The sequence below is a fragment of the Shimazuella sp. NTD247 genome (assembly GCF_059510415.1).
Window position 1 is genome coordinate 207134 of record NZ_JCAJZU010000005.1, and the last position, 16592, is coordinate 223725.

Annotated in this window: 19 protein-coding genes; 8 read left to right on the plus strand and 11 right to left on the minus strand. The window is 37.1% G+C overall.

What is annotated here, in order from left to right:
• Nucleotides 1-39: 39 nt before the first annotated feature.
• The 7 genes from AC5WOC_RS14205 to AC5WOC_RS14235 form a co-directional block, all read right to left on the minus strand.
• Nucleotides 40-1986: a chitosanase gene (locus AC5WOC_RS14205; RefSeq protein WP_496056229.1), complete on the minus strand. Its 1947-nt coding sequence runs from the start codon at nucleotides 1984-1986 to the stop codon at nucleotides 40-42.
• Nucleotides 1987-2020: 34 nt separating this feature from the next.
• Nucleotides 2021-4417, minus strand: coding sequence for a VirB4 family type IV secretion system protein (locus AC5WOC_RS14210; protein WP_496056064.1), 2397 nt, complete (start codon nucleotides 4415-4417; stop codon nucleotides 2021-2023).
• On the minus strand, nucleotides 4365-4715 hold the full coding sequence (locus tag AC5WOC_RS14215) for a hypothetical protein (protein ID WP_496056065.1): 351 nt from the start codon (nucleotides 4713-4715) through the stop codon (nucleotides 4365-4367). The genes AC5WOC_RS14210 and AC5WOC_RS14215 overlap by 53 nt, the downstream gene beginning before the upstream one ends.
• Before the next feature lie 20 nt (nucleotides 4716-4735).
• Complete coding sequence (locus AC5WOC_RS14220; RefSeq protein WP_496056066.1) at nucleotides 4736-5671, minus strand: conjugal transfer protein TrbL family protein; 936 nt, start codon at nucleotides 5669-5671, stop codon at nucleotides 4736-4738.
• Between the two features lie 35 nt (nucleotides 5672-5706).
• Nucleotides 5707-5985, minus strand: coding sequence for a hypothetical protein (locus AC5WOC_RS14225; RefSeq protein ID WP_496056067.1), 279 nt, complete (start codon nucleotides 5983-5985; stop codon nucleotides 5707-5709).
• A 183-nt stretch (nucleotides 5986-6168) separates the two neighbouring features.
• Nucleotides 6169-7149: a hypothetical protein gene (locus AC5WOC_RS14230; RefSeq protein WP_496056068.1), complete on the minus strand. Its 981-nt coding sequence runs from the start codon at nucleotides 7147-7149 to the stop codon at nucleotides 6169-6171.
• 17 nt (nucleotides 7150-7166) lie between these two features.
• Entirely contained in the window at nucleotides 7167-8546 is a 1380-nt protein-coding gene (locus AC5WOC_RS14235; RefSeq protein WP_496056069.1) for an RtcB family protein, read from the minus strand.
• 138 nt (nucleotides 8547-8684) lie between these two features.
• Between AC5WOC_RS14235 and AC5WOC_RS14240 the strand changes: the two genes are divergently transcribed.
• Together AC5WOC_RS14240 and trmB are read left to right on the plus strand one after the other, a co-directional pair.
• Entirely contained in the window at nucleotides 8685-9434 is a 750-nt protein-coding gene (locus AC5WOC_RS14240) for a hypothetical protein (protein ID WP_496056070.1), read from the plus strand.
• Nucleotides 9435-9750: 316 nt separating this feature from the next.
• On the plus strand, nucleotides 9751-10380 hold the full coding sequence (trmB, locus tag AC5WOC_RS14245; RefSeq protein WP_496056071.1) for a tRNA (guanine(46)-N(7))-methyltransferase TrmB: 630 nt from the start codon (nucleotides 9751-9753) through the stop codon (nucleotides 10378-10380).
• A 10-nt stretch (nucleotides 10381-10390) separates the two neighbouring features.
• On the opposite strand, the gene AC5WOC_RS14250 is transcribed toward trmB, so the two are convergent.
• Nucleotides 10391-11164, minus strand: a complete 774-nt coding sequence (locus AC5WOC_RS14250) for a hypothetical protein (protein WP_496056072.1) — start codon at nucleotides 11162-11164, stop codon at nucleotides 10391-10393.
• A gap of 238 nt (nucleotides 11165-11402) precedes the next feature.
• On the opposite strand from AC5WOC_RS14250, the gene AC5WOC_RS14255 reads away from it, so the two are divergent.
• Entirely contained in the window at nucleotides 11403-11813 is a 411-nt protein-coding gene (locus tag AC5WOC_RS14255) for a hypothetical protein (RefSeq protein ID WP_496056073.1), read from the plus strand.
• Between the two features lie 7 nt (nucleotides 11814-11820).
• Here AC5WOC_RS14255 and AC5WOC_RS14260 read toward each other — a convergent pair whose 3' ends face one another.
• Entirely contained in the window at nucleotides 11821-11973 is a 153-nt protein-coding gene (locus AC5WOC_RS14260; protein ID WP_496056074.1) for a hypothetical protein, read from the minus strand.
• A gap of 197 nt (nucleotides 11974-12170) precedes the next feature.
• Between AC5WOC_RS14260 and AC5WOC_RS14265 the strand changes: the two genes are divergently transcribed.
• The 3 genes from AC5WOC_RS14265 (at nucleotide 12171) to AC5WOC_RS14275 (ending at nucleotide 13464) form a co-directional block, all read left to right on the plus strand.
• Nucleotides 12171-12335: a hypothetical protein gene (locus tag AC5WOC_RS14265; protein ID WP_496056075.1), complete on the plus strand. Its 165-nt coding sequence runs from the start codon at nucleotides 12171-12173 to the stop codon at nucleotides 12333-12335.
• Between the two features lie 133 nt (nucleotides 12336-12468).
• On the plus strand, nucleotides 12469-12678 hold the full coding sequence (locus AC5WOC_RS14270) for an alpha/beta-type small acid-soluble spore protein (RefSeq protein WP_496056076.1): 210 nt from the start codon (nucleotides 12469-12471) through the stop codon (nucleotides 12676-12678).
• 291 nt (nucleotides 12679-12969) lie between these two features.
• Nucleotides 12970-13464, plus strand: coding sequence for a hypothetical protein (locus tag AC5WOC_RS14275; protein WP_496056077.1), 495 nt, complete (start codon nucleotides 12970-12972; stop codon nucleotides 13462-13464).
• Nucleotides 13465-13573: 109 nt separating this feature from the next.
• On the opposite strand, the gene AC5WOC_RS14280 is transcribed toward AC5WOC_RS14275, so the two are convergent.
• On the minus strand, nucleotides 13574-13969 hold the full coding sequence (locus AC5WOC_RS14280; protein WP_496056078.1) for a hypothetical protein: 396 nt from the start codon (nucleotides 13967-13969) through the stop codon (nucleotides 13574-13576).
• Nucleotides 13970-14045: 76 nt separating this feature from the next.
• Here AC5WOC_RS14280 and AC5WOC_RS14285 point away from each other — a divergent pair, with 76 nt between their 5' ends.
• The gene (locus tag AC5WOC_RS14285) at nucleotides 14046-15146 is read left to right on the plus strand and encodes a S8 family peptidase (protein WP_496056079.1); all 1101 of its coding nucleotides are present in this window, start codon (nucleotides 14046-14048) and stop codon (nucleotides 15144-15146) included.
• A gap of 121 nt (nucleotides 15147-15267) precedes the next feature.
• Here the strand turns inward: AC5WOC_RS14285 and AC5WOC_RS14290 are convergent, their stop codons facing one another.
• Nucleotides 15268-15651: a gamma-type small acid-soluble spore protein gene (locus tag AC5WOC_RS14290; RefSeq protein ID WP_496056080.1), complete on the minus strand. Its 384-nt coding sequence runs from the start codon at nucleotides 15649-15651 to the stop codon at nucleotides 15268-15270.
• A gap of 91 nt (nucleotides 15652-15742) precedes the next feature.
• Between AC5WOC_RS14290 and asd the strand changes: the two genes are divergently transcribed.
• Nucleotides 15743-16591: an archaetidylserine decarboxylase gene (gene asd, locus AC5WOC_RS14295; protein WP_496056081.1), complete on the plus strand. Its 849-nt coding sequence runs from the start codon at nucleotides 15743-15745 to the stop codon at nucleotides 16589-16591.
• The last annotated feature ends 1 nt before the right edge of the window (nucleotide 16592 follow it).

Sequence of the window (16592 nt, forward strand, 5' to 3'; positions counted from 1 at the left end):
CCCCCTCCTCGCTGTTAAACCAGTTAAAAAATCATATTATTAAGAAATATGGTAAGATCCGCCTTCCCACTGAATAGTAAATGGACCTTTTAGATCCCAATTTTCGATTTGGATCAGTTGTTGGAATGTATCAACACGACCGACTGATTCAGACCACTCTTCTCGCGTTTCTGTATTGTAAGAATGAGCTAAGTCAGCTCTTCTGACTTGGAGAAACGCAGTAATCCATTGCTTCTCATCTGCTCCAGTCTTTGGCAATTTTCCGCCCATTTTTTGTGTCGTCCGTTCGATTAATGCAGGTAAACCATCTTGGTCATTTCCTTCTCCATGTTGTATGATCGTGTCATAAAAAATGGCTTTCCCAAGTGCTGTAGTAATTCCTATATCCTGCGCTTGTTTCATTGCTGGAATGTAATAGGTTTTGTTCACTACACTATTTTGTGCTTCACGAAAATTTTGATTGGAACCAAGTGACTGCCATGATTCGGCATAATTAGACAGATTGGATGTATCGTCACTACCTTCCTTATTTAAGCGTTTTAGTTCAGTTATATATTTGCTGAGTGCGTTATTCGGAACTTTTTGGGTGTAGGTTTGAATTACATCCAAAGCATCGCCGTCACGAGTAGTGAAACCTGCACGTCCACACGTGAATCCTCTGCCATCTCCTAAATCTTCACAGGTTCCAAATTGTAGTTCTGTTGTACCATTTTCAAAAAGACTAGTTAACTGTTCCGTTCGATTTTTTTGATCAGTATGAAGGTAACTATCTCCTGATGTTTCGATCGGGGTTGACTTGTTGGGAGGTGGAGTAATAATGGGTTGAAGACCTTGTTGCAGATAAGGTAATGGGTCAACAGGTGTGTTGTGGGATCGAACTTCAAAATGTAAACCTTTTGAACTGATAATGCCGACTTGTTGTCCTGCTTGTACGATATCATTTGTATGCACATTTATGCTTTGCAGATTTGCATAAATGAGTGTAATTCCATAGCCGCTATCGATGACTACTACTTGGTTGTAACCTTTTTTTGCTCCAGCAAATAATACTTTCCCATTTGCGGAGGAGACAGTAGGTTGACCGTGTAAAGAAGGAGTTGTAAAGTCGATGCCGGGATTGTAAACTCCATTTTGATATCCATATGCTTTGTTAATATCCCGAGAAGTTGAAGGCCATTGCAATGGACCGTTGGTTGCAGAAAAACCTTCGGGCGTATCAGATAAAGAAGAAGGAAAATTATTGTCTGGTTTTAATTCATCTTGTAAGCTGGGGTCTGCGAGTAGTTGATGATAATAAGTCATTACTTGTTGAACGAATGCATCATCGGCTTGAAAAGCTTTTACTGCTTGGATGAGTTCTTCATCAGACGCATCTTTTTTTGCGCCTTTGCTCTGGAGAAAATATGCTAAACTGACAATCGCATCATCTGCATCTTTTGGGTTGGCTTTTTCATCTTTATCAATATCTTTTCCCCAGCCATTTCCTTCTTCTATTTTTTTAACATTTTGCAAATCAAAATTATATTCTGTGATGCGGCCGTATTTATCATGGTCCCATTTTTCGCCTGCCCAGAAAGTTTGTTTGAAATTGAATTGCCCCATAGGATTGGGATCTTGCGTCGTAGAACCTGTTTCAGAATAAGTTACATCGTCTTCAGCCATGTTTCTTCCACAATCGGTTGTTGCTTTGTGTATGGCTGCGATAAGCATCCAAGGGACATTTGTTTGCGTTTCAGCTATCCGATAGATTGCTACATAAGGGATGGGAAGGTTTAATACAGTCATTCCAGGAGCATTGATGATTTGTTCTTCAATATCGTCTGGGACACTTGGTATATCTGGAATGATTCCAAAAAATCGTAAAATGGCTCCGATTACTGAACCTACAATTCCAGCGATGATGAGTACAAATAATAGGGGAATAAACAGGATGAGTACAATATTTCCGCCTACTAGTGCACTCAATGCTTTCATAATTTTGGACATGACCTGCACAGGCACTCACCTGCTCTTTTTCGGTTTAAGTAGGAGACATTCCTAATTTTTGTTCGATGAGTTGCCGTTTGCTGACTTTTTTGGTTTCTTCTAATCCTAAAATCTTCCGTTCATCAGGAGAAGATTTCACTTTCATTTCTATTCGTTTACCAGCAGCTACATGGATACAATGTCCTTGTTCTTTTTTCTTTCCGAGTATTTTCAGTTCTTTTTCAGAAAAAGTCATAAATCGTGATAATTCTTCAATGTCTTTTTCAGACATTTTCATAAATGTTTTGATAAAAGCATTATTAAAAATAGCTGTACCATATTTTCCAATAGTGAGAAAATCATCTACATTTTGTGTGGCAGTAGTAAGAAATCCTCCATATTTCCGAACCCGTTTAGCGATTTCGCGTAAAAATTTCATTGTTTGTTGGTTATCTTCGTCTGCTAACAGCCATGCTTCATCGACATAAACTCCTTTTTTCTCTTCCCGGCTTATTTTAATTTCTTCCCATATATCCTTTAGAAGTAAATCCATCAATGGTCTTTTTACTTCGTCACTCAACTCATGAATATCGAGAATCGTTACTTTCTTTTTCATATCCCAATTGGTTTGACCATTAAACATACTGGAGTATGGACCAAACACATATGGTTTTAATGCTGCTATCATGTTCTGGGTCTCTTCGTTTTCTTCTAAAATTTGCACCAGATCTTCTAGTGTAGGAAAAATAGAGGGAAGACGAGTAATGTTTGTCCCCAAAATCAAACCTTTCTGTTCATACGCTTTTTGGATGGCTTCCGATAAATATCCTTTTTCAATCGCAGAAAGGTTGGGGCATATCCAAGCAAAAAAACTCATCATTTCGGCAATCTTCCGCCGCAAATATTGTTCCATATCTTGACTGCCGTCATCATTGCTATCGGAGTCAACAACAGTAGAGCGAATATGAAACGGATTGGTTGTAAACTCTGAACCAAGACGGAAAATAATGCGATTTGCATCAGGTAAAAAGTACTCTCTTTCTGGGTCAATTACAAAAATTCGGTTGCTTGTGCCCGTAGTTACTTGTCTGAGCATGTCTAATCGCAAGTAATAACTTTTTCCAGAACCAGACTCACCAAACACTACTTCGTTTGGATTGTTAAAGTAAGTGTTATTATATCGATTATAAATAACAGGTCCTTCTGTCCTGCCATTCATCCCTTTTAAAACTCCTTCACTATAGTTGAGATCGGAGGAATTAAAAGGGAGAATAGAGGATACAAGTGTAGACTGCATCGGCCAGCTGATTTGTTTCTCTAAATCTTCATTGGTGTGGCAAATCGGTAAGAGATACCAAATCATCCGATTTCCTTGGAATAAAATTTTCTTTGAGCGAAACCGACTAGATGCAATCGCTGTTTGTAATCTCTTTTCGGCCGACTTTAAATCATCCAATGTATCTTCTTTTAAACACATTATAAAAGAAACATCAAACAGATTCTCGGTATCTGATTGGATTTCTTCCATCAATTTTTCTAAACTCTTTTTTTGTTTTTCATATTTTTGCTGGTACATCGGAGGAAGTTTTCCGACTAGTTTGCTTTCTAGTTCGATGAGTTTGCGGTTTGTAGATTTTACAAATTGGGATTTTTCGGCTGGACGCAAGAGTATGCTGATATCCACGTTGGCTTTGACATCAATAACACGTTTTAGCCATGCGGGTCCGACTTCTTCAGGGAAATGAGAGAATGTATAGAAACTATGGTACACATCGTCCATTTCAATGTATTTGCCTGCATGATCTTCCATCGCTGGTGGAAGGAGGCTTGATAAATTACTATTTTCCGTATACGGTTCATTAATGGAGCTTTTTGGATTCAATTTTTCATAACAAACTTTTTTAATTTCTTCTTCATCAGCAGGAATCATTCCCATTCCGCCAGTTTCCAGATATTCGATTAATGCTAATGCAGTGTCGTATAATTCATCACAAGCATCTTCTGGATTTTTGGTATTTGTAGAGAGGATAAGATAGAAGTTATGTACATTGCGGGCATTTTGAGCATGATTTTTTAGAAAATCGCGTTTACCTTCGATACGTTGCATTAAAAATGTATTATCATCTGCTGAAGCAAGTTCTGCCTTCTCGTCCAAGTAATTAAAGTATTGTTCAATATCAATTTGCTCAGAGGAAATAAGAATTTGCATCGATTGATGAAGGCTTAGCGCATTTAAGCAAGATTGAATCGCTTCTACTGCTTTGATGACCTCATCATCGGAGAGTAGTTCAGAATTGATGGTATCGGTTATTTTTAGAACCATTTTGAAATGTCCATTTGTGGTTTGTAAAAAAAATTTTTGAATATCGAAAATGGGAAATTGTTTTGCCAGTTCATTTTCATTCTCGTTTTTGGAGGTTAACCCGAACCAAGAGCGAATCGATTTTGTCATGAGATGCCTCCCCCCAGTATAAGTGGACTTTTTGTGATCGATACCATGAAAAAATATCGAGAAGAAATCCAAGATTCATTGTTCCCGTTTTTTCATCTACCGTGAACAAAAAATAAAAAATACCTGTCAAAGCTGCACCAAGAACAATACCTCCAATAATACTGGCAGTAATTTTGAAAACTGCCCACCCCAAGAGAATACAGATGGGAAGAGATACTGCCATCCATATCCAACCGACTAGTTCTAAACCCATAAAACTTTGACCTTTTTTTACATTTCGAGGGATGGTAAATCGCATTGCATCACCTATTTTAAAATTTATTTGCTTGAAGCTCCTTTACCCATGCTGCGATACATCATCATTTTTCCAGCTTTGCTTGCTAAGCTGCTGATCCCAGCGCCGCGAATATATTGTCGTAAAATTTGTGGTCCACGGATACCCACAATTACTACAGCAGTCATGAGAACGACATGTGTGATGCCATTTCCAGATAAGACATCTCCTGTCGGCAAAAGTGCAATAGCTAGTTTTAGGAGGAAGAATTGTAAGCTTTGCGTGAAAATGACAGCAAAACACTCTGTCCAATAGGTAGGGTATAAATTACTGCGGTTGATATAACTAGTAGCGAAGAAGGGGCCTAAAAAGTAGAGTAAGATTAGCTCTACGTATCGTAAAGCTCCAGCAAAGGTGAGTAGAATAAAAACGACAAACAAAATTATTTCCAGTATGATTTGAACCCATACATTTATATCACCGGAGAAGTGTACGACATCTGTAAATTTATCTTTATTTATGATCCCAATATCTGTAGTTCCGATACTCGTACTGCTGATCAAGTTAATAATTCCTGTATTCGCAGGTATTAAGAAGTTATCGATAATATAAGGGGTGGCAAAAAGAAGCGCACAACTGACGACGAATGAACCGATTAATTCAGGATAGTTAGGTTCATCTTCATCTGTGAGATTATCACGTAAGCTTTTTAATATTCGTATCATAAATAAAACCATCAACAATCCGAATGCAGTATATTGGAAACTTTTGAATAGTGCCGACATATCCAATCCAAGTGGTTTCATTGGACTAGATGGGTTTACAATGAACTCGTTTACCAAAGGCAGAACCATTCCGTGCCATAGCGAATTTAATATGCCTTCTACAATACTTTTTACTACTTCTCCAATAAGATCCGAAACGAACTTTACAGGATTGGTGAAAATATCGAAAAAGTTAATTAAATAGATAGGCGACATATTTTCCTCCTATGGAAAACAGGGGGAAAGTGATATTAACCACCTGTATTAATATTAAATAATTGAACTACCCATTGACCAACCCACGTAGCGGTTCCGGCAATGGCAGCACCGATAATCGCTCTTGCCATTCGATCTTTTACAGCTTTGGTCTCGGTTCCGTCTTCAGCTTTTGCTAATGCAATTCCGCCAATTACAAAAGTGATAACAATGACAGCGGGAACTAAAATCAACATCCAATTTGCTAATTGTGTCAAAGCAGTTTGTAATCCTGTAATAAAACCGGGAGTTCCCAAATGGATTCCACCTTTCAACAAGGAATATCCTTTTACACAATTTATCCAAAATTTTGTCGATAAAAATACATTTATTCTTATTTAGAATATCTAAACTTTGCTAATTTGTCCATAAAATATAATAATTTAGAGTAATATTTTTTAATGGAAAAATAAATTTTTTTTAAAAATACAAATTGATCGCTTTTCTGTCTTCTTCTGCTATTTCACTCGATAAAAATTTAAATTATCAAAGTCAGCCCACTGTCCACTTTTTGCAACGGAGTATAGAAAAACAATTGCTGAGCCGCCTTTCACAACGATGTTGGTGACTTGAAACTGTTTCCATTTATTCGGATCAGACTCGGTATTGAGCAACACATATTTTTCTTCATTGGCGATTGTATTATCAAAATCTTTTACCCCGAGTTTTAAATCTGCTTGTCCTTTACTACTCCGGACCATACCTTTTAATACATAGATTCCATCGGGAATATTGTAAATATTTTGATAGGTTAATTGTTTATAACTCCGGTCTGCCCAATGAACTAAGTCTGCTTTCCCGCTTGCGGGATAATCTTTGGCGATTGCATGAACGACTCCTTGTCCCTCTGGAGACCAGCTGTCCCAATAATCTAACCCGCTTTCAAAGCCGCTGTTTTTAATCACATTTTTTGCACTTATCGTGGAAGGTTTCGTTTTTTGCGTCGGGCTAGGTGAAGCTGGTTGTTTTTTCGGTGTATTTGTTGGATTAGTCTGAGTCTTTTTGTTTTGGGATGGGGAAGAAGGACGATCTTTATAAACATAGATTGTTTTCACTTCAGGTTTGTTTTCGATAGGCACTATCGGTTTATTTTCAGAGGGATTTGTTTTTTTATTTTTTGCTTCATTTGTGTTGTAAGTTTGCTCCTTTTTTGCTTCTTTTGCTGGATAATCGAGACGAATTTTCTTTGAAAATGCAAGAGATTGTTGTTGTTTTACTACAGCAACGCTCCTTTTTTGCTTCGGTGCTTGCTTGTTTGGTGATTGTGTTGCAGTATGATTGTTTTCTGTCCACTTTGTAGCGAAAGTAATGCCAGTAAAAAGGATGAGTAAGCCAGCAATGATCCAAATACTTTTCGGGATTTTCCATTCCATTTTTGCTTTTCTAGGTCTTTTCCACTGCATATCCCATTTGGAGGGGTTTTTTTCTCGTTTTTTCATTGCTTCACCTCCTTTTCTCACTTTGCTTTTATGGATATCATTGGCATGCATTTAGCCACGACAGAAGCGAGTTTTGCTCCAACAATGCTGTCAATCACTTGATCGACTGCTTTATAAGTATCTGGTGCTTCTTCTTCGATTCTTTTGGCAGTCCATCGATTCATAAGGACATAATGATTGTTATCGATCTTTATTTGATTACCTATCCTTTTTTTTGTGGATCTTCCCGGCTTTTTCGTGAAAATACGCCCGGCTCCATGGCAAATAGAGTAAAAGTTTTTCTCGCCTTCCTTTTCTCCGATCATGATATAAGAAGGTGACCCCATAGAACCAGGTATGAGTGCTGGATGTCCACTGTGCTGATAAGGAGAAGGGTTGTTTTTATGACCGGCGGGAAGAGCTCTTGTTGTACCTTTACGATGAATGAGATACTTTTCTTCTTGATGTTCTTCAACAACGGCATAATTATGCATCAGATCATAAAGTAGTACACTTTTCATATCTTGTCCAAACACCTTTTTTAGGGCATTTTCCATCGCAAATGCGATTAGATGTCGATTTACGATCGCATAATTCATCGCACTAGACATGAGATGAAAATAATTTTCTCCTTCTGGCGAATGAACAGGAAGATAAAGCAGAGATGAGTTTGAATGATTATTTTTCTTCATAGCTAGTCGGAAATTTTTTGTATACAAAGGGACAAGTGATTTCCCCCAAGCTCTAGACCCCGAATGAATAAGAAAAATTACTTGTCCTTCAAATAACCCCCATTCGGCTGCTAGTTCTTTGTATTGTTCTGGAATGGACACCGATTGTAATTCGATAAAATGATTTCCATTTCCTAAAGATCCAAGTTGTTCTTTTGCTTTTTTCCAAGTCAGTGAGGATATCAGCGATAAGTGCTTTTCTTGCACTTCAAAAGATGGAGATTCCAAGTGAGTAAAACTACGATTTGTTATATATTTTTCAGGCAGTCCATGTAGTCCATATTGAACAATGCGATCGATATCTCCGGAACGAAAAGGAGAAAGTACTTGATCAGATAAGGGGATGTATTTCTCGATGTGGTGGATGATTTTTTGACGTATTCGGATATCCTCTAATTCTTTTTTGTGTAAAGAAGTGATATGCACACGGATTCCGCATCCAATATCTGCACCTACGATAGAAGGGCTAATATACCCATTGTGATATTTCCAGACTGCGGTAGTCCCTATACATGTATCACCGTTGACATGTACGTCTGGTGTGAGAGAAAAAAATATTTGATTTGGTATCTGCAATTGGTTATTTGCTAATTTGTATACTTTGGGAGAAATCTTGGATCTTATCGCATGATTTCCATATAGTTGGACAATTCCACTTTTCAGATTTAATTGTCTCAGGAAAGACAAAGTATCATATCCTTTCTATTCATTCACAAGGATAGGTATACAATATAAGCATTATATTATTATTATAACTGAATCATTTATAATTATCATAATTTAATTTATATATTGAATATTAATTAACAGAATGATATATTTGATATGTACCTTCGAAAGATTTCAACTACTCACCTATCACTTCAAAAACTCAAATCCAATCAACAAACCAACAACATGTCTGCCAGCCAATCTGTCAATGTTGACATTGAACTGGGAAACACCTCTCAAAACCCTATTGAAACTCCAATTGCCACTGTTGCTGACCTTCATGCGCAGTTGAACACTTTGATCGAGCAGTCCAAGAAGCTCGACAGTATGCCAACCAATGAGCTTGTCTCCAGCATGCTTCTGACTCAGGTTACTCCTCTTTTGGAGCAAACGGAGAAGATTGAGCAAACACTGGAAGAGTTCAAAAAGTCGGTGTCTGACCTGCTCAACAAGTGTGAGAGCAACATGCAGCTTGAGGAAGTCCAAGCACTCGCTCTGACGATGCTGGATAAGTTCAAGCAGTTCCTGTCTGGAGCGGATTCATCGGACTCTCTGGCTAGTATGAAGACATACGCTGAGATCTCCAAGTTCCTTATGGAGATTCGAAAAGCCAATATGGACATTCAGAAAGCTGAATTGGAGATCGAGAAAACCAAGGTCGATATCGATAAGTCCAAAATCGATATCCAGAAGACTGAGGTTGATATTCGCAAGACGGAAGTCGAGATTCGGGAGAAAGAAGCGAACATCGCCAAGATGAAGGATGAGAAGTATCGAGGATGGGTTACCATTGTCGTTGCTATTCTCGCAGTCCTATTTGCTTTTTTTGGGAGTGCTGGTTTTGCTCGGTTCGTCAAGGAATAATGGACTGATGCAAAGCATTTTCTTTTCTCTTGTTAACAAAAAATAAAAAAACGCAAAAAAAAAAAAGCATCTGTTTTCGACAGGTGTTCCGTAATCTACGTGGGTAGATACGGGTCAAGTGAATCGTAAGATTCAGGCATTATCCATCGGATTTTGTCAGGGAGCCCTTCGTCCCTCTTGGCAAACAAATAGAAGCAAGGAAACTTGCTTTTGAAATAAAAAGGCATGATTGGTAACAAAGTGTAGAAAACTTCATGGAAATAAGAAAAAGGCTCCTATAGATAGGGGCTTTTTTTCGTAAAGGAGTATTGTGGAATTGGATAGAAAAAGTTCTTTTCATGTAAAGCCAATGATTATAACACATAAAGAAATGTTGGAAATAAATGGTGATAGCAAGATACATCATTTATTTACCAATCCAAAATTCCCGCTTCATGTTGATCTTGGGATGGGGAGCGGGAAATTTATCAAACAAGCAGCTAAAAATTACAAGAAGACAAATTGGATTGGAGTGGAGAGTAATGCGTTAAAAATAATGAACGCGAAAAAAGGAAATTTCAATCAAAAAAACCTCGTATTCATATGGATGTTTGCAGAACAATTAAAACAAATTTTTGAAAAACACCAAGTTGATCGATTTTATCTTCAATTTTGTACGCCCATAAGTGATAAAAATCAACAACAAAGGCAACTTACGTTTCATCGTTTTTTATCCATTTATCGTGAATTATTATCTCCTGAGGGAGATCTTATTTTTAAAACAGATCATCGTTCATTGTATTTATTTACATTAAAACAAATAGAAAAGGCCGGATGGGAAATATTAGATGAAATTGCGGATTATGCCTCATGTAAACATTATGATAAACATTGTACTACGGAATGGGAACAGTATATGGTTCAATTACAAGTGCCAATTTATTATTTACGGATTTGTCCAAGATAATAATAAGTAGCTAATTGCTAATTTTTCCATTTAAACATGCTGCCAAAAAGTCTGCTATCATACTTGGAAACGCTTTATTTTCGGTCAATGTTAACAGTGCAATAGATACACGAGTGCAACCATATTGGCGCATCAAAAGTGCCATTTTTTCTTTGGCTTCTCCTGTTAGTTTTCCATATTTTGATTCAAATGCTTGATAAATCATTGTTTCCTCTGTTTGAGAGGGGCTTTCATGATTTGAATTTGACCAGATTGGAGATAAATTTGGCTCTGGAATGGTTTCGGTACGATCCAAGTTTCGAATAATAGGACGATTTGTCTGCCAGTCTGGCAATTTCCGTTTTTTTCTAGGTCTTTCTGCAGGAAGATGTTCAAATTTTTCTGGCTGCTTTCTACGCAAAGTATAAATTCGCTGGTAAATAGCTCCTTGTGTGCGAGATAGTTTTTCTTCTAAGACCGAAATAGCAGCAGATAGTGATTTGCCTTCATTTAGATGTGTATTAACTGTATCGATAACTATTTCTTCCTCTGTTTCGGTCCAGCTATTTAATCGTGCAGCATTATCTTTATAAAGGTGATCAACCTTTTCAAAACGATCAGGTAGTTCGGTACGTAGTTTCCTTACATGTGACATAATACCTGCATATCCTCTGTTTAATGTGTTTGCTATGACTTTGATTGTATCTCTTTCTCTCGTTCCATTTTTAAGCCCGTCATTCACTAGTTGGATAATTTTTTCATTTTCTTCATCGGAATATTTCCCCTTTTTTGGGTCGAGCAACATATAAAGAAACTCCTTTCAATGTTCACATTTTTATTACTTAACAATATAACAGAAATCACGGAAACTTTTCCACTATTAAGATAGCAAATAATACTAAATACAATTTTCAATGGTTATTCTATCGTTTTATTGCAGTACAAGTCAGAAGAAGTAGGATGATGAAAATATTTTGTAGGTAGTATGAAATTGAAAATATTGGACAATGGATAGAGGTATAAGAAATAAAAAGGAGTGCTGTATGTTGTTATCATTAAATCAAATCCGCTCCACATTGACATCCCGAATTGACGAACCAATACATAAACAGTGGCCAGAACAGGCTCAAGCAGCGATTGTAATATTATGGGGTATGCTAATTTATCCACAGTTGGATATCGACATTAAGAAGAAATGGAATTGGGAAGGATATGTTGAGTTTGCTCAGTTTATGAATATATTTGAACCCTACAGTAATGGTTATTCTTCTGAGAAGTTAATGGAACTGTTAGAGGAACATGACTATATTCGCGTGGATGACAACAAACGTATTCGCTCTGGGACTCAACTTTTTACAGCTGTACACGGTCTGCGAATGTATCGTTATTTTCGTTCATCTGTACTATCTAGACTATTGTTTAAAGCATTACAAAAAACCAGCTCCTCTTCCTGAGAGCTGGTTAATTTTTTTGTTCAAGAAGGTTTTCGATTTCCTTTTTTAAAAGTTCCAATTGATCTTTACTTAGTTTAGGTAAATCTTGTAATAAAAGTTCAAACTTCATAGAACGAAACTGTTTTAAAAATGATGGAATATGTGGAGTGTTAGCAGACATGAAACTTTTCCCACCTTTATTACCTTTAAAAAAGAATTTGTTACTATTCTATCAAAAAAAGCTTTTTATTCATACTAAATAAAAACTTTTTTCTATTTGTAAATTCAGGTTTATCTATTTTACAGAAAGGGTATATACCTGTGAGTCAAGTTAATTCTTTATATAATATCTAGATGAATAGAGGTGCTGAGTAAGACATGATGGAAGAGCTGAGAGCACTGGAAAAGCAGATAGATTTATTAAGGAAGGAATACTTACTGGCAAAAGAACGGCATGAGTTTCTCGAACAATATGATTTACATCAAGAGATGAAAAGACTTCGACGTCAACATAAAGAAATGAAACAAAATTTAATAAGTTAAAAAAAGCGTACACCAAGGTGTGCGCTTTTTTTCTTTCCAACAAATTACATCTTTTTTTGTATTTTTGTATGAATGATTCCTTCGAAAAAGAAGCATTATAACAGTACACCCAGCGGAGAGGAGGTGAAACAAAATGGCACAAAATCGTGATCGTAACAGCAATCAATTGTTAGTTCAAGGTGCTGCTCAAGCTCTTGATCAAATGAAGTACGAAATCGCTCAAGAATTTGGAGTACAACTTGGTCCTGATACAACTTCTCGTGCTAACGGTTCTGTTGGAGGAGAAATCACCAAACGTCTTGTATCTTTGGCTGAACAACAACTTGGTGGTGGAGCTTACTAATAATCCCTCATATCAAAGTTGAATATTTGGTGATGATGAGCAGTGACATTTGTCACTGCTCATTTACTTGCTTTGCCTAATAGTCATCTGTATAATCACGTTGATACATTCAATATTGAAAAGGTTGACACTCTATACGGCTAAAGCCATTGGATTCTTGGGAATTTGTGGCCACTTTATTACCAAGCAAACCCCGGGGACCCCATAGATGAACAGATTATTACAACATGGAATGGACCGACCGCTTGGTTTTCTCACTCGCAAATATATATAGTGGAAAGAGTGATAGTGATGGAAGTATTCTCACATGGCAGCAATGTTAATTTTCAAACTTCGACTCGGGAAATGTTTTTTTCAGATTTGGAAGAGCTGATACGACAAAAAAAGAAAAAAAGTGATGCGTTTGTAATGGGTATGATAAAACCTGCGCAAGAGCAGATCGCTGTTTTTGGGCAATTAAAAGATGCTACTCTACAAAGTGAAATACATACATTTGACCTGATAGAAGAAGATTCGGTTACTTTTGAACAAAGCGCTTTTTTTATTAGCCAAGAAGCTGTTTTTACCATTGATGATGAACGGACAGGTACGTTGAACTTTGAAGTGCTTTACCTTACATATGAAGATAACGATGAAGAAACAATATTGTTTTTCATGGATGAAAATGCAGTAACTCATCCTCTAGCATGTGTTGTACAGTTTTATGAGCAAGTAAAAGAAGTTGGAAGAGATGTTGATTTTTCTCTCATTGGATGTACAGCAAATCAATGGAAGCCAAATAACTAACAACAACGCCAAAAGGCGTTTTTTTTTTTTATGGCAATAAATCGGGCACATCAGTTAGGTGATTACATATACCCTTGTGATTTTTTCTCCATATCTTAAGTTAACAAGCTCATTTATTTTTTTTCTGGTTGTAGTGTTCTTTGATAATTGCCATCATTGCTGGTGAATTGAATAGTTCATACATGAAATCTTTCTGTCCCGACTCAGATGTTTTAGGATCAGATGTTTTAGGATCAGATGTTTTAGGATTAGATGTTTTAGGATCAGTTTTTTTAGAGTCAGGCTTTTTGGGAGTAGATGTGGCTTGGGACGGAGTAGTTGATGGAGCATTTGGCTTTGGATTGTTGAACTTCGCCATATGATTGATAAGTTTCATCATTTTGTCCCGATCACCGATAGAAAGATTGATATTGTATAAAGCTTGCATCATTTCATCAAGTTGACTGGTTCTTTTGGAAAGATCACTTGCTAATTTTGCTAGTTCTTCAAAATAATCATTACTCATTTTTTCACCATCCTTTGGAGAAAGAGGTTTTTTATAGTCTATTCTCCATTCAGCTTAGGAGTGAGGGGGAAAGGAAATGGAATCAGATAATGAGAACCCTCAGAATATTAGGAATAGAAGGATTTTTTATTTAAAAGAAGGCACAGATTATGCAAGGTGTTCAAAGGAATTAAAAAATCGTGGTATTTTGCCAATTGAATATCTTCCTCATTTGGGAATGGTGATTGGAGAATCCTCTACTTATCAACGACTGTCTGTCGATAATCACCCTTATGTAGAGCATGCTGAACCAGATATTCGAGTGAACATCACTGAACCTTCTTTCCATGGATCAGCTTATGCCGTTAAGCCAACATTTCCATGGGGCGTGGAGCGGATCGGTGCACCAATGGTATGGACGAAGGTAAAAGGACAAGGAATTCGAATTGCTGTTATTGATACGGGAATTGATCCAAGTCATCCAGCTATTTATCGTAACTACAAGGGTGGGATCAATATTTTAGCCAGAAGATTCCCTCCAATGGATTACAATGGACATGGTACACATGTAGCAGGTATTATTGCTGGAAGATCAAGAAATGCAGGTCTAATTGGAGTTGCACCATGGGCAAGTGTGTATGCCGTTAAGGCATTTAATAAAAATGGCAGTGCAAATCTGTCAGACTTACTGAGTGCAATCAATTGGTGTATCGAAAAGAAGATGCACATTATTAACATGAGTTTTGGTATGGAAATGGTAAGTGAATCATTAAAGAAAGCGGTTATGATGGCTCATCGAAAAAAGATAGTTATGGTAGCAGCTACAGGTAATCAAGGATTAAAAAACTCAATAGATTTTCCAGCTCGTTTTCCAGAAACGATAGCAGTGACATCTGTTGGACCAAATAACAGGTTATCTGTTTTTGGGAATCGTGGCAAAGGAGTAGATATTGCAGCCCCGGGAGAAAAAATACCATCCGCATGGCTTGGACAGACAACAAAAGAAATGAGCGGTACTTCTATGGCTGTCCCTCATGTATCGGGAACGATCGCGCTTATGCTTCAAGTCAATCCGTATCTCAATCCAGAACAAATTCGCTACTTACTTCTCTATACCGGTAGAAAGATCGATCGTGAGTTTATTCGATCTGTAAATACAAACCAAGCTATTCGTTATTTGATGAGAAATAGAAAGTAACTTAAAAATATTCCTTCTTCTCTTTTTTACAGTGATCGATTATTTTATGGTACACTGTAACTTGGAAAAGTAGAAAATCCCAACTTAAATAAAATTGGGATTTTCTAGCTACTTATATAGCTTATTTTTGATGCTTTTTATGTTGAGATTGAGCATTTTGCTGTCTTACTTGCTGTGTGTTGGTAGCAGATTCAGAAGCGAATTCTGTTTTGTAACCAGCAGCACTGTTGGTTGCAGCACCAGCTTGTTGAGATTGAGCATTTTGCTGTCTCACTTGCTGTGCGTTGGTAGCAGATTCAGAAGCGAATTCTGCTTGATAACCAGCAGCACTGTTGGTTGCAGCAGCACCAGCACCAGCTTGTTGAGACTGAGCATTTTGCTGTCTCACTTGTTGTACGTTAGTAGCAGATTCAGAAGCGAATTCTGCTTGATAACCAGCAGCACCTTTTGCTTGTGCATTTAACTTACGTACATGAGCAGGATCGGTTTTGTATTTGTTGTTCATTCGATCACCTCCTAGAAAGTATTGTGCCCAAGAAGCCTTTTTTCTTCCCATCCGTTTTTTTCCTTTTAATTGCTAAGAGTGGAGGCATCTAATGAAAGACCGAGTTTCTCGTTTTCTGTGGAAGATAACACCAAAAAATCTTGTATCCAGATTTACTGGAACAATAGCAAGACAACGTTTTAGCCGTCATTTTATTCCTTTTTATATCAAAAAGTTTCAAATCGATCTTCACCCTGTAAAAAAAGAGATGGATCAATTTGATAATTTGCTTGATTTTTTTGTCAGAGAACTGCACGAAAGTGCTAGACCAATTGATCCGAATCCAGCTTATATTACTAGTCCTGTAGATGGAGTAATAACACAGATGGGAGCAATTGATGAGGGTACCATTATACAAGCAAAAGGTTTGTCGTATTCAGTAAGAGAGTTGTTAGCTGATGAAGAAGACGCAAAAATGTTTTTAGATGGACAATTTGTTACAATATACTTAAGTCCACGCGATTACCACCGCATACATAGTCCAGTTGAAGGTGAAATTACTTCCCTTACTTATATTCCAGGTACCTTATTTCCTGTAAATGAATTGGGAGTCCGTTTATTTCCGGGATTATTTGCAAAAAATGAGCGTGTTGTTTCCTATTTGCAGAGTGAAATTGGACAAGTTGCTCTTGTAAAAGTAGGGGCTACTAATGTGGGAAGTATCAAAGTTTCTTTTGATGAGAAAATTTCTACAAACGCGAGAAAAAAGAAACAAAACAAAAAATATTATGATTCGATTCATATCAAAAAAGGTACTGAGATGGGTCGATTTGAATTTGGCTCTACAGTAATTTTGCTTTTTCAAGAACAAAAGATAGAGTGGTTATCCTCGATAGAGAAAGGTACGTCATTAAAAATGGGACAACCGATAGCCGAGGAAATCCCAAGAAAGAAGGATTAAC

Excerpts from the sequence above, each read along its gene's own strand:
- AC5WOC_RS14285 (WP_496056079.1), top strand. The coding sequence starts at position 14,046 with ATGGAATCAGATAATGAGAACCCTCAGAATATTAGGAATAGAAGGATT.
- asd (WP_496056081.1), top strand. The coding sequence starts at position 15,743 with ATGAAAGACCGAGTTTCTCGTTTTCTGTGGAAGATAACACCAAAAAAT.
- AC5WOC_RS14265 (WP_496056075.1), top strand. The coding sequence starts at position 12,171 with ATGATGGAAGAGCTGAGAGCACTGGAAAAGCAGATAGATTTATTAAGG.
- AC5WOC_RS14270 (WP_496056076.1), top strand. The coding sequence starts at position 12,469 with ATGGCACAAAATCGTGATCGTAACAGCAATCAATTGTTAGTTCAAGGT.
- AC5WOC_RS14215 (WP_496056065.1), bottom strand. The coding sequence starts at position 4,715 with ATGCGATTTACCATCCCTCGAAATGTAAAAAAAGGTCAAAGTTTTATG.
- AC5WOC_RS14275 (WP_496056077.1), top strand. The coding sequence starts at position 12,970 with ATGGAAGTATTCTCACATGGCAGCAATGTTAATTTTCAAACTTCGACT.
- AC5WOC_RS14220 (WP_496056066.1), bottom strand. The coding sequence starts at position 5,671 with ATGTCGCCTATCTATTTAATTAACTTTTTCGATATTTTCACCAATCCT.
- AC5WOC_RS14205 (WP_496056229.1), bottom strand. The coding sequence starts at position 1,986 with ATGTCCAAAATTATGAAAGCATTGAGTGCACTAGTAGGCGGAAATATT.
- AC5WOC_RS14255 (WP_496056073.1), top strand. The coding sequence starts at position 11,403 with ATGTTGTTATCATTAAATCAAATCCGCTCCACATTGACATCCCGAATT.
- AC5WOC_RS14260 (WP_496056074.1), bottom strand. The coding sequence starts at position 11,973 with ATGTCTGCTAACACTCCACATATTCCATCATTTTTAAAACAGTTTCGT.
- AC5WOC_RS14280 (WP_496056078.1), bottom strand. The coding sequence starts at position 13,969 with ATGAGTAATGATTATTTTGAAGAACTAGCAAAATTAGCAAGTGATCTT.
- AC5WOC_RS14210 (WP_496056064.1), bottom strand. The coding sequence starts at position 4,417 with ATGACAAAATCGATTCGCTCTTGGTTCGGGTTAACCTCCAAAAACGAG.
- AC5WOC_RS14240 (WP_496056070.1), top strand. The coding sequence starts at position 8,685 with ATGTACCTTCGAAAGATTTCAACTACTCACCTATCACTTCAAAAACTC.
- AC5WOC_RS14230 (WP_496056068.1), bottom strand. The coding sequence starts at position 7,149 with ATGAAAAAACGAGAAAAAAACCCCTCCAAATGGGATATGCAGTGGAAA.
- AC5WOC_RS14250 (WP_496056072.1), bottom strand. The coding sequence starts at position 11,164 with ATGTTGCTCGACCCAAAAAAGGGGAAATATTCCGATGAAGAAAATGAA.
- AC5WOC_RS14290 (WP_496056080.1), bottom strand. The coding sequence starts at position 15,651 with ATGAACAACAAATACAAAACCGATCCTGCTCATGTACGTAAGTTAAAT.